Here is a 14,394-nt window from a genome sequence, read left to right on the forward strand (position 1 = left end):
TCAGATGAACGGAATGGCTTGTCATGGCGAACGCTGGAAAAACAAGCGCGCGAAGGGCCCTCCCGGGGTGAACACGGCGGCATGCGGCATAGCAGGATGGCGCCATACCCCCCTGCCACTACTTCGGAGGACGAACGTGTTGCGCCCCTCGCTTGCGGCTGCCGTCACGCTGGCCGCGGCCGTCGCACTGGCCACCGGATGCGGTGCCGGCGACGACTGGTCGAAGCCTCATGCCAGGCCGTCCGCCGTCGGCGCCCTCGGCCCCGGCTTCATCGACCGCTCCGACCCGCCAGGCCCGGAGGCGACGGCCACACCGGAACCGGGTTCGTGGGAGGGGGTCAGCCCGTCGAAGGGCTACCGGGTGGTGCTGGTCACCTCGGGCACCGACCGCCCGACGGCCGCACTGGTGAAGGCGGTCAAGGACTGGGCGTCCGAGGAGCACGTCTCGCTCCGGACGGTGACCGCCAAGGGCGGGCTCGACCTGCTGCCCGCGGTCACCGAGGCCATGGACATGCACCCCGACCTGATCGTCAGCGCCGGCAACGACATGATCGACCCGCTGGCCACCGTCACCCCCAACCACCTGTCCCAGCAGTTCCTGGTGGTGGGCGCGGAGTTGGCCGAGCCGACGCACAACGTCACCGCCGTGGACTGGTCCGGCGCGTCCTTCCGCGGGGAGGGGCTGGGGATGTCCTCGACGTACGACGCGGCGTCCTTCACGCCGGAGCGGTGCGCGGCGTCGATACGGGCGGGGGTGGCGGCGGTGCTCAACGAGCTGACGGGCATCGTGCTGTGGCTGGACAAGGTCTGAGCCGAGCCCCGGCGGGGCGCGGCCCCGCGCGACATCGGCGCCCCCCGCAGCCGGAAGGGCCGCCCGGCGATCGGCCGGGCGGCCCTTCCGCGGTCGCGCGCGCGACTGGCGCGTCTCAGAGGCGGCCTTCCCGGGTGTAGTGCTCGCCCACCTGCTGCTGGTAAGCGGCGTCACTGAGGTGCCGGTCCTCGTCGAACTCGGGGGAGTTCTTGATCTGGTCCTTCGTCAGGTCGACGAAGACCTTCTGCTCGGCGGCGTCGATCGCCCGCACGGTCCCCGCGGGGAGCAGGACGTGCTTGCCGAAGATCCACACGCCGACGTCGACCACCAGGTAGGCGGCGTCGACCTCGTCCGAGTGCTTGTCGACCTTGCCGATGTGGCCGTCGGTCGCCTCGACCTTGTAGCCGGCGAGGTCGCCGCCCGCGCTGTAGCCGGACGTCTCCTGGTAGCCCCAGATGTTGTCGCTCATGATGCGGCTCCTTCGTCGTTCGTTGCGGACTGGTGGTGCGCGAGGGCCGTCGCGTCCGATGGCCTCAGGTGACGCGCCCTCAACGCCTCGCGTGCCCGGCGGCCGTGACCACACACCTCGCCTGCCGCAGAAGTCACTTCCGCACCGCACAGGTCCGGCCACGCCCGACCGGTGCGAGGACGGGTGCGAGCCCGCCGGTGCGGGGTAGGCGACGGCACGACGCGGGGCGGGCCGACGCGCCGCACGAGGGAGAGTCAGCGAATGGAATTCGACGACGACGCCGCCCTGGACACATCCGAGGTCCAGGACAACCGCGGTGGAGCGCTGGGCGGCATCCCGGGCGGCGGGAGGACCGTCGGCGGTGGAGTGGTCGGCCTGCTGGTCGTGATCGCCTCGGTGGTCTTCGGCGTGGACCCCGGCCTGCTCGGTTCCGACAGCGGCACCACCGCCTCGTCGGGCGCCGGCACGGGATCGGGCGCGTCCGCCGCCGACCTGGCGGCGGACTGCCGCACCGGGGCCGACGCCAACCGCAAGCAGGAGTGCCGCGTCGTGGCGGTGGTCGACAGCGTCCAGGCGTTCTGGAAGGAGACCGAGACAGCCGCCGGCAAGCCCTACGAGCAGGCCCCGACCTTCCTTTTCACCGGCAGCGTGAACACCGGCTGCGGGACCGCCACCTCCGAGGTGGGCCCCTTCTACTGCTCCGCCGACGACAAGGTCTACCTCGACCTCGGCTTCTTCGACGACCTGAGCAGCAAGTTCGGCGCCAAGGGCGGGCCCTTCGCCGAGGCGTACGTCATCGCGCACGAATACGGCCACCACATCCAGGACCTCAGCGGCACGATCTCCCGCGGCAGCGGCCAGGGCCGCACCAGCGGCTCGGTGAAGCTGGAACTCCAGGCGGACTGCTACGCCGGGGTCTGGGCCCACCACGCCACCACCACCCCCGACCCCACGAGCGGCAAGCCGCTGATCACCGAGCTGACCCAGGCCGACATCGACCTCGGCCTGGACGCCGCGGCCGCCGTCGGCGACGACCGCATCCAGCAGCGGTACGAGGGCAAGGTCACCCCCGACACCTGGACCCACGGCTCCGCGAGCCAGCGCCGGCAGTGGTTCTCGACGGGTTACACCACCGGCAGCGTCGCCCGGTGCGACACCTTCGCCTGAGCCGGCGTCTTCTTCCTCACCGCAGCCCGAGGCGCTTCATCGCCCGCGGATCGAGGCTGCCCGCGCGCCGCCGGAAGGCCGACAGCGGCACCGTGCGCAGCTCCCTGGTCTCCAGGTAGCTGCGCCGGCCCTCGGCGTCATCGACGGTCCCCGCCGGAAGCGCGACGACCCCGGGCTGCTCCCCGTGGAAGCGGGAGGTGATCTTCACGACCCTCGCCGTCCGGCGCCGTACGGACACGACCAGGCAGGGCCGGTCCTTCGACCCGACGACATCCTCGTACGGAACGTCGGCCCACCACACCTCACCCCGGCGCGGCGCAGCCCCGCGCCCCCCCGCCCGGCCCCGCCGCCACCACGCCACGGCCGCCGCCACCACAAGCACGACCCCACCGACCACGACCCACGCCTGCGCACCCATCGCCCCACCTCTCCCACCCGGCCAGGCCGCCCCCGAAGGACGGCGCTGCCTGCCCGACTTCCCGCCCTCGCGTCACATACCCGCCGGGCCGGGGCGAACCGGGGCCCGGCGGGCAAGGAGATCCGGCACCGCCGTCGGCCGGATGGAACTCGATACGGTCCACCGGCGAAGGACAGGTGAGCAACCCGAACAAGCCCAAGCCTTCAAGGCGTTCGAACGAACGAAAGGAGCCCCGATGGCCGTCGAGCCCCCGGGCGTCCGCACCCGCGAGGAGCATCGCGAGGACAGCGACGCCCGTGTGATCGCGCGGTCCCGGGATGAGCCCGAGCGGTTCGCCGCGCTCTTCGACCGGTACGCCGACGCCGTGCACCGTTACGCGGCCAGGCGGATCGGTCCCGAGGCGGCGGAGGATCTGATGGCGGAGACGTTCACGACCGCCTTCCAGCGACGCCACACCTACGACCTCACGCGTGCCGACGCCCGCCCGTGGCTGTTCGGCATCGCGACCAACCTCATGGGCCGGTACCGCAGGGCCGAAGCACGCCGTTTCAAGGCGCTCGCGAAGGTTCCTGAGCCCGTGCAGCACGAGGAGCCGGTCGCGGACCGCGCGGTCGCCAGGGCCGGCGCCACGGAGGTGCGCCGGGAGCTGGCGGCAGCGCTGGCCGAGCTGTCCGCCCGGCACCGGGACGTCGTCCTGCTCGTGGCCTGGGGCGACCTCGACTACGAGGAGGCGGCCCAAGCCCTCGGGGTGCCGGTCGGCACCGTCAGATCCCGGCTGAACCGGGCTCGCAGCAAGTTGCGCGAAGCACTGGGCGGGTCCGATCCGACAGCTTTCCGAGAGGCAGAAGACGCCCATGCGTGACATCGAAGAACTGCGAGAACTGAGGAAGTACGACGCGGGGGCTCCCCCGCTCGACGACGCCACCCGCAGACGCGTGCGGGCGCGGCTGCTCGCCGCGATGAACGCGGAGACCGGACCCGCCCCGGCCGTACGCAGCCGCCGCCCCGTCCTGCGCATCGCCCTGACCGGCACGGTCGCGGCCGCGGTCGCCGGCGGAATCCTGGTCGCCGGGCAGGGCGGCGACAGCGGGGCGGGGCCTACGGCGGCACCGCCGGCGGCCACTTCCCCGGTCATGCTGAACGTGAGCGCGCAGACCGTGCTCAACGGTGCGGCCACCTACGCCCGGCGGCACGAGCGCGCGGTCAGCCCGAGGGACGACCAGTTCATCTACACCAAGGAGATCATCAGGGAGACCGACGAGAAGACCGGCGCCACAGACAGCTTCACCGACGAGGACTGGAGGTCGGTGGACAACTCGAAGCCCTCCTGGATCATGGAGGTCGGCAAGGGCTGGTGGGCACCCCCGCTGAAAGACGGCGAGACCGAATGGCCGCCGCAGGACTGGGCGACACTGAAGAAGCTGCCGACCGACCCCAAGCAGCTGATCCTCTTCCTCGCGCCCGGCACAGGGCCCACTGACAAGCCCACCCCGGAGTCCTCCACGGAGCCCACCCCGGAGTCCTCCACGGGGCCCGGCGGAAAGGACGGCTCCCTCAGCGGGATCAGCGATATGGGCTGGTCGATGGTCCACTTCCAGCTCGCCGGACTGCTCAAACTGGTCCCGGTGATGCCCGAGGGGCTGCGCCCGGCGGCGTACGAGGCACTCGGCATGGTCCCCGGGGTGAAGCTGCTGCCGAACCAGAAAGACGCCAAGGGCCGTACCGGCGTGGCCATCACCTATACCGACCCCACGCTCCCGGCCGGGGACGCGGGCTACGGCGACTACTTCATCTTCGACCCGAAGACCTACGAATTCCTCGGCTTCCGCGACGAGAGCACCTCGATCAAGGGCAAGCACATGGTCAAGGTCACCCAGCTCTCCTACCTCGACAGCTGGGCCATCGTCGACAAGGCCAAGCAGCGGCCGTAGCCGCAAGGCAGCGGCGGTAACCCTGAGTGCGGCCGGCCCCGAAAGGCCCGGCCGCACTCAGCCCGTTCCCGGCCGACACGGTCAACGCCGTGAACCCCGCCCAGGCGGGCAAGGCACTCCCGGCGTACGCCCTGCGCCACCTCCGCTGAACGACTGCCCGTCGGCGGGTCGAGGGGGTCAGCCCTCCGTCCCTTCGGCCAGGAAGGCACCCAGGCTGTCGAGGAGCATGGTGCTGCCCTGCTCGGCCATGTCGCGCTCCTCGGCGCTGTCGCAGGTCTGGCGGAGCACGATCCGCGTGGAGTGGCCGTCCTCCTCGTCGAGTTCCATGGTCATGACCGAGGGCTCGGACTTGCCGGGTACGTCCATGCCGACCACCAGGAGGCGGTGCTCGGCGACCTCGACGTACGACCCGGTCAGCGGGAACTGGTCGCCGTCCGGCGTGACCATCGTGGCCTTCCACGCTCCACCCGGCCGTACGTCCATCTCGACGGAGCCGGCGGCGGCGTAGGCCCACTGGGCGTACTGCTCAGGGGTCGTCCACGCCCGCCACACGCTCGCCGCGGGGGCGTCCAGCGTCCGGGTCAGCGTGTAGGGGAAGCCGTCGGCGGCGGTGGTCTGCTCAGTGCTCATGTCACGTCTCCTGGTCTCAACCTCGGTGTGCTGTCACACCGGTAGACGCCCCCGCGCGCGGAAACTCATCGCTCTGCGCAGAACGTCGTCGAACGGGTCGAGGACGCGGGTGCGGCGACGAGAGGCGGGGGGCTCCCGCCCCGTCGGCGGCGACGTCTTGACCTGTCACCCGCCGCTGCACCAGACCCGAACGCGCCGAGGCCGGCTGAGTGCCGGCACACGGGAGGGGCCGCCCGGCAACTGCCCGCATCAGAGCCGAAGTGGCCAGTCATGGGTGACCGAAGGTCATCGCTCGCGACGCCGAAGGCGCTCTCCGGCACCCGGCCGGACTCCGAGGCAGAAGATCACGTCAGTCTGTGGCGTTGTTCAGCAGGGCGGGGCAGGTGCCGCCGGGTGCGGTGCGCATCTCGAAGTGCCACATCTCGTTGGCGTAGACCTGGCACAGGCCGTAGCGCGAACCGTGCTGGATGAGCCAGTCGTCGGCGTCCGTCGGGCCGATGTCGACGGCCTTCCCCTGCACATGCGTCGACTTCTCCGGGGTGTTGACGTACTGCCGCGCCGTCCGGAGGCTTCCGTACTCATGCATGGCGTCGTCCAGCAGCCGCTGCTGATGCGCCTTGCTGCGCCAGCCCGACGTGACGCGGAAGGTGATTCCTGCCCCCTTCGCGTCGTTGTCCGCCTGCTGCACCGCCTTCAACAGGTCAGGAGCGAGACGGGAGATGGCGGAATACTGCGTGTCGAAGGGCGTGACATCACGGCCGGAGGGAATTCCACCGTCGTCGGCCTGCCCTGCCGGAGCCGTCCGCTGCGACGCCGGACCGTTCACGCTCAGCTGGGCCCGTGGGGGCGTGCGAGGGGAATGCGAAACCTCGTAACCCACCACAGCCAGCACCAGGAGAGCACTGATCCCGCCGAACAGCCAGTAGCCATTCCACCGTTTTCCCCGCTCAGCGCCGGAACCGGCAGGGCCGTTTCCTCGTGCGTAAGTGCCGGCGCCGCGAGGAACGCCGGTTCCGGTGTGTGCGGAATGACGCTCCTGCGTCTCGTCGCAGGGAATGTGCCCCATGGTCGCCTCCGGGTCTGGCGTCGTCGGCGTGCGCCGATGTGTCGGAATGTGCCTCCAGGACAGGGCAGGCCGTGTTGCGAGGCCGTATCGGATTCTCGATACGCTCCCGATAGGCGCTCTGCCGTTCACTGGCCCGGCAGGGGGTGGTTCCTGATCGGCACGGCAGGGCAGGCTCCCCGGCTGCGTCACCGGGCAGGCCGTAGGCTGGAACGGCGACAGGGGGTCCGACAGCGGAGACGGAGAGGCCTGATGCGAGTACTGGTGGTCGAGGACGAGCTCTACCTCGCCGAGGCGGTACAGGCGGGCCTGCGGCTCGAAGCGATCGCCTCGGACATTGCCGGGGACGGCGATTCCGCCCTGGAAAGGCTGAGCGTCAACACCTATGACGTCGTGGTCCTCGACCGGGACATCCCAGGAACCCACGGGGACGACGTATGCCGCGTCATCGTCGAACGGGGATGGGGTTGCCGAGTACTGATGCTCACCGCTGCCAGCCGGCTACGGGAGAAGGTGACCGGCTTCGAAATGGGTGCGGACGACTACCTGACCAAGCCCTTCGAGCTGGCGGAACTCGTGGTACGCATCCGCGCGCTGGTACGCCGTCCGAAGACCGGCCGGCCGCCCGTTCTCGAATATGCCGGAATTCGGCTCGACCCCTTTCGCCGCGAAGTGTTCCGATCCGGGCACCACATATCCGTCACCCGGAAACAGTTCGCTGTTCTGGAGGTCCTCATGACCGCACAAGGCGGTGTGGTCAGCGCGGAATCGCTGCTGGAAAGCGCCTGGGACGAAAATGCGGATCCTTTCACCAACGCGGTACGCATCACCATCTCCACCCTGCGCAAACGCCTCGGCAACCCGCCGGCGATCGTCACGGTGCCCGGTGTCGGGTACCACCTGGACGAGCCGGACACCCGGCGGTGACCGACACCACAGGCCACCGCGCTCCGGCGCCTTCCTCTGCCGCGCCAGCCGCGCAGCGGGCGGCGGCAACGGCGGCAGAGGTGCCGAACTGGCGGACTCGACGGCTGACCGCGCGTGCGCGGCTCACCCTCAGCTACGCGTTCTTCGTCGTGGTGGCCGGCGCGTTCACCCTGGCGATCATCTATCTGTCGATGCGGTTCATCCCCGACTACCCGCTGACCGCCTCCAACCCTCGGGAATCGTCCGCTGTCGCCAGCCGCCAGGACATCCTGGACGCGATGCTGAAGGCCTCCGGGTACGCCGTGCTCGCCTTGCTGGCCATCGGCCTGGTGGGTGGCTGGCTGATCGCCGGCCGGGTGCTGCGGCCTTTGCGGGACATCACCCGGGCCGCGCACCGGGCCGCGGCCGGTTCCCTGGAGCACCGGATCGCGCTGCCGGGCCGACGCGACGAGTTCACCGACCTGTCCGACGCGTTCGACCACATGCTGGAGCGGCTCCAGCAGTCCTTCGAGTCCCAGCAGCGCTTCGCCGCGAACGCCTCGCACGAACTGCGCACCCCGCTCGCCATCACCCACACCATGCTCGACGTCGCCGCCGCGGACCCCGCGGGCCAGAACTATCCGCGGCTCGTCTCGCGACTCCGGGAGACGAACCAGCGGGGCATCGAGATCGTCGACGCGCTGCTCGACCTGGCCAACCTCGGCCACACCACGCCGGACACCGAACCGCTGGACCTGGCAGCCACCACGGCCGACGCCCTCGCCCTCGTCGGCGAGGAGGCAGGACGCCGTGGCGTCGCCCTCCACAGCCGCCGCGATCCGGCCCCGGTCACCGGGAACCCGGTGCTGCTGCGCCAGTTGACGGTCAACCTGCTGCACAACGCCATACGGCACAACCTGCCCGCCGATGGCTCCGTCTCCGTGACGACCGGGCCGGATCCGCACGACCGGCTCCGCTCCCTGCTTTCCGTCACCAACACCGGACGACGCCTGCCGGACACTGTCGACACGCTCACCGAGCCCTTCCTGCGGGGCGAGGGCCGGACGGCCGCGACCGGTAACGGCCACCGCGGGCACGGTCTGGGACTCTCCATCGTGGCGAGCATCGTCAGCGTGCACAGGGGCGACCTCCGGCTGACTCCCCATGCCGAGGGCGGGCTGACCGTACAGGTCTCCCTGCCCACCTGCTGACGCGGTCCGGCGGCCGACCGTACCGCTTCGCGTGGCGGCGGTGGAAACACGAGGTCCGGCCCTGAGCGCCCGGTCCGTCCGCCTGCCGCACGATACGCCGACGATACGGCCGGTACCGCATGCTCGTCGCAACGAGCGAACGCGACTTGCCCCACGCGGCTTCCGATGACGGACCCGTCCCCGAACCGCGTGTAACGCTCCCAGACGAGTGAACGGGAGAAACGCACATGCTGCGAAAAACCGGCGGAACAAAGCTGTCCGTGACGACGCTGGCCGCAGCCCTGGCGGTGTCGGGGATCTGCGTGCCCGCCCTGCTCCAGCAGCCCACCGCATGGGCCGCATCATCATCGAGCGGCAATGACTCCGCGCCCGCCAGGGGTGGTGACAAGACGCCCGCACCCGGGGCGGCAACCGCAGGGGACAGCCTTTTCGGCTACCTGGGAAACGGTGGGTACGACGTCGGGACGTACGACGTGCGGTACGACTACCGGGCAGGCCGGACCACCATGGAATCGTCCGTGGAAATCATGGCCACGGCAACGCAGGACCTGTCCGACCTCAGCCTGGACTCGGTCGGCCAGCAGATCACGTCGGTCTCCGTCCAGGGCAAGGCCGCCCGGTTCCGGACAGCCGATGAGAAGCTCCTCATTGCGCCGGCGCATTGGCTGCGGAAGGGACAGGCCTTCAGGATCGACATCGCCTTTGTCGCCGACCGGTCGGCCAATCCCCCTTCGCCGGCGGTCCTTCCCGGCCAGGAGGACATCCACGCGGATCACTGGAACAACTTCCCCGACGGTTTCGCCCTCTTCGGCCAGCCGGACCGATCCCACCTCTTCTTCCCTATGAATGACCACCCGAGCGACAAGGCCAGGGTGACCTTCCGCATCACCACCCCGAAGGCTCTGCAGGCAGTGGCCGGAGGAACCCTGAAGTCCCGCACCACCCGCGGCGACCGCACGACCTACGTGTACAGCACCAGGGACCCGATCCCCACGGACACCGTCCAAGCGGCCGTCGGCCACTTCATGACGGCAGAGGGGACAGGGCCGCACGGTCTGCCGATCCGCAGTTTCGTCGACACCAAGGACTTCGCCGATGCACAGGTCCAGTTGGGCCGCATCGCGTCCCAACTGGACTGGGTGGAGAAGAAGATCGGTGCTCCCTTCCCCTTCGAAACCTACGGTGTCCTGGGAGTGGAGTCCTACCCCGCCGCGATGGAATCCGCCACCCTCTCCACGTTCACGTCGAGCGTGGGCCTCACCGAAGGGAACGACAACGACAGCACCATGGTGCACGAACTGGTCCACCAGTACTTCGGTGACGCTGTTTCCGTGAGGACCTGGAACGACATGTGGCTGAGTGAGGGCCATGCCAGCTACTACACGTTCCGCTATTCCGCGGACCGGGGATACACCGGGTCCGGGAGCTTCGAGGACAATGTGCACCGCGCCTATACGTACGACCAGGATGCCCGCCCGCTGGACGGGCCTCCAGGGGATCTCAACGACCCGCTGAACGTGCTGGGCGGGACCAACGCCGCAGGCGTCGTACTCCTCGACGGCCTGGACCACATGGTGGGCGATGCCACCTTCCAGAAGATTGAGGGCACTTTCTTCAAGAAATTCCGGAACAAGGCCGCGACCACTCAGGATTACATCGATGTCGCCAACCAGGTGTCGGGGCGCGACGTCACGGGCTACGTCAACAGCTGGATCTACGGCAGGACGACGCCGTCGGCGGTTGGGCACCCGGACTGGTCCGGTACTCCCTGATTCGCCGTTTCCTGACGGAAGGTGAGGTCTCCGGCGTTTGGAGACTCCGGCCGGACCAGACCAGCCGGCGCCCGTACCGCAAAGCGCAGCCGCCTGAAAGGGACGCCGCCCTCACACCGTGCGAGGGCGTCGTCCCCCGCCCGTTTCACACCGGGCTCCTGCCCTGTCGGCCGATCACCGCGTCAGCGCACCCAGTCCTTCAGCGGCTCGGTGTCCAGGGTGATCCCCACCGGAGCGGGCAAGGAGATCGTCTTTCCGAAGGGGCGCCGCGTGATCATGCTGTACGTGCCGTCGTCGGGCTCGCTGTACACCAGCGTTTCGCACGTGTCCCGGTCGATCAGCAAGTACACCGGGATGCCGGTCTCCGCATAGGCGCGCGGCTTGTCCTCGCGATCCCGCTTGTCGGTATCGGTGTCGTACGACGTCACCTCGACCACCATCACCACCCGGTCGGCGGCCGCCCACTCCCCATGGCCGGCGAAGCTGCCCTTGGGCGCCAAGGCCCCGTCCGGCTTCGCGTGACCGCTGCGGCAGGTCTCCACCCTGAGGCCGCGTTCCGGATAGAGCCACAGGTCCGAGCGCTGCTGCATGCAGTGCTCCATGACCCAACGGACGATCTCGTCATGATCCCCGTCCGGCACCGCTTTGACTCCCAGCTTCCCGTGGACGAACTCCAACCGGACGCCCTCGCGCTCGGCAGCGGCAGCGATACGTTCGAACTCCTCCGCCTGCATCTGCGGCCGATCCTCAGTGACAGTCATCGCGCGCCTCGCTCCTCCACGCCCGCTCCTGAAAACACCGGCACACCCACAGTCCAGGGATTCTGCCTCCGGCACGACGGATCGACGGCGGGTGGTCGTCGACGCCAGTCCCCTGACGTCGGCCTCCGCCGGGCAGCGCCTGTTCCGCGAGGTGTGCTGAATGCGTGCCGGGCGCCCCGGCCCCGCCGACCGGGACCGGGCGAAGGCGCCCTGGCCAGGGCAAGAAAAAGAGCCCCCTGTCGGGTTCGAACCGACGACCTACGCTTTACAAGTTCCCTCGGGGAGGGGCGCTGACCTGGGACGATCCCAGGTTCGGCCAGCTGACCAGCCAAAAGACCACTTACTGGTTGCCGTCAGTTCGGGTCGCTTTCCACGGCCATGTGTGCTGAATCCGTGCTGCCAGGAGCAAGCCGCCGAACGTCCAGGCCTGCTCACCGGACTGCCCACCGGCCGCTCGGTACACGGCAACTCGCTGAGCCTCCTGCAGGCCGATGTGGCAGAACTGTCGGAGCTCTGTGCCTCTGGCGACTTGGTAGAGGCAAACAAGGCGGCCAGCCGCCTCCTGGCGGACATGGACCTCCCCTTACAGAGGTACACCGAAGCCCTGCGTTTCGACCACATCCGGCTGCCCTTCTGATCGCCGGCACCTACCGAAGGGGGAAGGCCTGGCGCCACAAAGGGTGTCAGGCCCAGCTACGTCTTCGTTTCCCTCAGCTGCCCCGCGCTTCCACCGCAGACGCCGAGGTGAAGTCGCAGGGCGATCCGTCAAGTGCTGGTCTTGGGATACAGGACCGCCCCACCGACGCCTGATATCGCGATATCACCATGGCCATGATGATGTTGGCGTTCCTGCCGCGATGGCCCGGACCCCGCAAAAGGGGGCTCTTCGGACCGGGGCGGTGACCAAGGGCCGCGAACGCGGCGGCTCGCGGCCCTGACTGTCGCCGAGGTCCGGCGGCTGGTCAACCTGATCGGCTTGACTCGCATCGCCATCGACCAGGGACTTCGCTGGTCGATCTGGCGGCGCGCTCATCAGGCGGAGGCACGCACGACGGCAGCATTTCCGAAGGCGGCTACAGCTCCAGATGATGCAGATCCAGCCCTGTAGTACCAGAGCGCGGCATCGCCGTGGGGTGGGTGACGAGATTGTTGGACGCCAGGTGCAGCAGGTTCACCACGAGGATCGCAGGCGCGATGACGGCGACAGCCTTCGGCAGTTGGGGTTCGAGGAACAGGGCCAGAATGATCGCGGTGATTCCGTTCTGCTGGCTGAGGCAGAGCGAGATCCGGTCACGACGGGGGAAGCCCCAGGTGAGCGCGGAGCCGACGAGGATCTGGGCCGCGAAGGTGGCGCAGCCGAGTACCGCGCCTATGCGGAAGTCCGCGCCCCCGGCGAGTAGTACTCCCAACAGGAAGGTGGCCGCGAACAGAGCCGCGTTGGTCAGCCGCCCGATCCATGGGCCCAGCGGCGGTCGGAAGAAGAGGGCGGACAGGGCGAGGCCCAGCATGAGGAACTGCCAGGTCGCGACGGCGGCCAGCCCGAGCAGGGCGACGATCTGGATCAGTCCGCGCCCGGTGCTGACCGGCGTGCCGACCGGGCCGCGCTTGCGGATCACCGCCCATACGCCCGCCGCCGCGACCAGCAGCAGCAGATTCCAACTGAGGGTCCGCGCATAGCCCGCGGCACCGGCCAGGGCGCTGTCTGCGCCGGGAAGGGCCATGGAGCTGATGACGACGACGAGGACAGTGGTGACCGGATCGTCGAAGGACGCCCAGGCGGCGAGCAGTGACTTTGCCCGCGGTGACATGTCGCCAGCTTCGAGCATCGCGGAAACCGACAGCGGATCGATCTGGGCCATGGCGACGGCGAGCACCAGGTATTCGGGCTTCCGGCGCAAGAAGACGGTGAGCACGAGCGCGATGAAGGCCGCCTTGACGACCACGCCGACCGTGATGGCGAAAACGATCCGGTAGACATCGCCTCGCACTTCGGGACGCGAGATCCCCTGAGCACTTCCGTACAGCCCGACGGCGAGCAGACCGTAGGTCAGATAGGCGTATGCCCCCCCGTCGCCCTGGATGTCCACAGTCAGCCACTGGCCCGCCAGGCTTCCGACGCCGGCGATCAGTACGGGCAGCAGCAGCGGGCGGAAGACGGCCCGGAGGAAGGCGCGCGGAGAGCCGCTGCGAGGCCTCACGCCCGGAGGGGCGTAGTACTCCGCTCGTCGCTCAATCAAGTCTCCCCAGCTCCCGGCCCAGTTGACCCAGCCGCCGGTCCGCTGCGGCGACCCTCGTCTGGTCGAGGGTGACGCCCACCAGATGCCCGCCGCCGGACAGCGCGTGGAAATACAGTGCGCCCTGCTCCACGTCGAGGACCACCTGCTGAAGCCTTCCCCGCATAATCCCGCGCAGGGATACGTTCATGCGCCGGATCACGCCCGGCAGCAAGTGCCCCATTCTGCCGTATTTATCGCGCCGCTGCTCCGGCGTCTGGCCCCGGAAGAATTTCTCCATCCCAGGGCGCTCGAAGATGTCCACGGTGCAAGTCGGAATCAAACTGTCAGCATCGTAATAAGCGACATAGTGCAGTCCGGTCACATCCATGACCTCTTCGATGGCGCTACGCTTTGGGTCGGAAATGGTCACCCCGGGCGCATCATGGCGGTATATTATATCGGAATTACCAATGGTCGCCGCGCCTCCGCCGACGACACTCGTATCCGCCCCCTGACTGCTGAGCCATGAGCCATAATCCAATTCACTGTAATGCACTTCCGACCGGATCTCGTTCACGCATTCGGCCATTTTGGCATCCAGCGAATCCAGATCCTCCAGAGCCGATGTGGCTCCGTAGAGATGGAATCCCGGCTCAACCATGAAGTAGAGGACCGCACCCGTCGGCACGCGCAGGATCGTGCGGATCAGCATCCCGGTGCGCAGATCCGCAAAATCGGGCTCAAGATCTTCGAGTACGTAGTAGAGCTGCCGCCCCGCCCTCTCATGCAACGCTGACGTTCCACCTGCAGGTGCGCTGCCAACGTCTTCGGCGGCGGCGGCGTCGTGGTCGGGGTCGGGGTCGGGGTCGTCAGCATCGGCATCGGCATAAAGAACGACCTTCGACACGTCACGGTCGAAGAACACAATGTGCGCCAGCCCATTCGGCTTCAGTAATCTCTCTCTGAGGCGTCTGGCGATGTCCCTCATCGGCGAACTTTCTCCGTCAGGAAAGCGCACCATATTGTCCGCCTCTCTCTC

The 14,394-nt window shown here is 68.8% G+C and carries 14 protein-coding genes; 7 read left to right on the top strand and 7 right to left on the bottom strand.

The window, feature by feature from the left end:
* Positions 1-136: 136 nt before the first annotated feature.
* The gene (locus tag OG900_17575; GenBank protein WUH91742.1) at positions 137-811 is read left to right on the top strand and encodes a hypothetical protein; all 675 of its coding nucleotides are present in this window, start codon (positions 137-139) and stop codon (positions 809-811) included.
* A gap of 115 nt (positions 812-926) precedes the next feature.
* Here the strand turns inward: OG900_17575 and OG900_17580 are convergent, their stop codons facing one another.
* Positions 927-1,280 carry a PRC-barrel domain-containing protein gene (locus OG900_17580; protein WUH91743.1) on the bottom strand — a complete coding sequence of 118 codons (354 nt, stop codon included), beginning with the start codon at positions 1,278-1,280 and terminating at the stop codon, positions 927-929.
* Positions 1,281-1,541: 261 nt separating this feature from the next.
* On the opposite strand from OG900_17580, the gene OG900_17585 reads away from it, so the two are divergent.
* Positions 1,542-2,447, top strand: coding sequence for a neutral zinc metallopeptidase (locus tag OG900_17585; protein ID WUH91744.1), 906 nt, complete (start codon positions 1,542-1,544; stop codon positions 2,445-2,447).
* Positions 2,448-2,463: 16 nt separating this feature from the next.
* Here OG900_17585 and OG900_17590 read toward each other — a convergent pair whose 3' ends face one another.
* Positions 2,464-2,865, bottom strand: a complete 402-nt coding sequence (locus OG900_17590) for a type II toxin-antitoxin system PemK/MazF family toxin (protein ID WUH91745.1) — start codon at positions 2,863-2,865, stop codon at positions 2,464-2,466.
* Positions 2,866-3,100: 235 nt separating this feature from the next.
* Here OG900_17590 and OG900_17595 point away from each other — a divergent pair, with 235 nt between their 5' ends.
* Both OG900_17595 and OG900_17600 read left to right on the top strand, forming a co-directional pair.
* A complete protein-coding gene (locus OG900_17595; GenBank protein WUH91746.1) occupies positions 3,101-3,727 on the top strand; it encodes an RNA polymerase sigma factor in 627 nt (208 codons plus the stop codon).
* On the top strand, positions 3,720-4,796 hold the full coding sequence (locus OG900_17600) for a CU044_5270 family protein (GenBank protein ID WUH91747.1): 1,077 nt from the start codon (positions 3,720-3,722) through the stop codon (positions 4,794-4,796). Before OG900_17595 ends, OG900_17600 begins: the two co-directional genes overlap by 8 nt.
* Positions 4,797-4,973: 177 nt before the next feature.
* On the opposite strand, the gene OG900_17605 is transcribed toward OG900_17600, so the two are convergent.
* The gene (locus OG900_17605; GenBank protein WUH91748.1) at positions 4,974-5,426 is read right to left on the bottom strand and encodes an SRPBCC domain-containing protein; all 453 of its coding nucleotides are present in this window, start codon (positions 5,424-5,426) and stop codon (positions 4,974-4,976) included.
* A gap of 349 nt (positions 5,427-5,775) precedes the next feature.
* Positions 5,776-6,492: a M15 family metallopeptidase gene (locus OG900_17610; protein WUH91749.1), complete on the bottom strand. Its 717-nt coding sequence runs from the start codon at positions 6,490-6,492 to the stop codon at positions 5,776-5,778.
* A gap of 249 nt (positions 6,493-6,741) precedes the next feature.
* Here OG900_17610 and OG900_17615 point away from each other — a divergent pair, with 249 nt between their 5' ends.
* From OG900_17615 to OG900_17625, 3 genes are all read left to right on the top strand, one after another.
* Entirely contained in the window at positions 6,742-7,416 is a 675-nt protein-coding gene (locus OG900_17615; protein ID WUH91750.1) for a response regulator transcription factor, read from the top strand.
* An 80-nt stretch (positions 7,417-7,496) separates the two neighbouring features.
* Positions 7,497-8,606 carry a HAMP domain-containing histidine kinase gene (locus tag OG900_17620; protein WUH91751.1) on the top strand — a complete coding sequence of 370 codons (1,110 nt, stop codon included), beginning with the start codon at positions 7,497-7,499 and terminating at the stop codon, positions 8,604-8,606.
* A 227-nt stretch (positions 8,607-8,833) separates the two neighbouring features.
* Positions 8,834-10,378 carry a M1 family metallopeptidase gene (locus tag OG900_17625; GenBank protein WUH91752.1) on the top strand — a complete coding sequence of 515 codons (1,545 nt, stop codon included), beginning with the start codon at positions 8,834-8,836 and terminating at the stop codon, positions 10,376-10,378.
* A gap of 182 nt (positions 10,379-10,560) precedes the next feature.
* Here the strand turns inward: OG900_17625 and OG900_17630 are convergent, their stop codons facing one another.
* The 3 genes from OG900_17630 to OG900_17640 form a co-directional block, all read right to left on the bottom strand.
* The gene (locus tag OG900_17630; GenBank protein WUH91753.1) at positions 10,561-11,139 is read right to left on the bottom strand and encodes a Uma2 family endonuclease; all 579 of its coding nucleotides are present in this window, start codon (positions 11,137-11,139) and stop codon (positions 10,561-10,563) included.
* A gap of 1,073 nt (positions 11,140-12,212) precedes the next feature.
* Positions 12,213-13,337 carry a hypothetical protein gene (locus OG900_17635; protein ID WUH91754.1) on the bottom strand — a complete coding sequence of 375 codons (1,125 nt, stop codon included), beginning with the start codon at positions 13,335-13,337 and terminating at the stop codon, positions 12,213-12,215.
* A 31-nt stretch (positions 13,338-13,368) separates the two neighbouring features.
* Entirely contained in the window at positions 13,369-14,343 is a 975-nt protein-coding gene (locus OG900_17640) for a hypothetical protein (protein ID WUH91755.1), read from the bottom strand.
* Positions 14,344-14,394 lie beyond the last annotated feature (51 nt).

Origin of the sequence: Streptomyces sp. NBC_00433 (assembly GCA_036015235.1) — a bacterium.
Classification (GTDB): domain Bacteria; phylum Actinomycetota; class Actinomycetes; order Streptomycetales; family Streptomycetaceae; genus Actinacidiphila.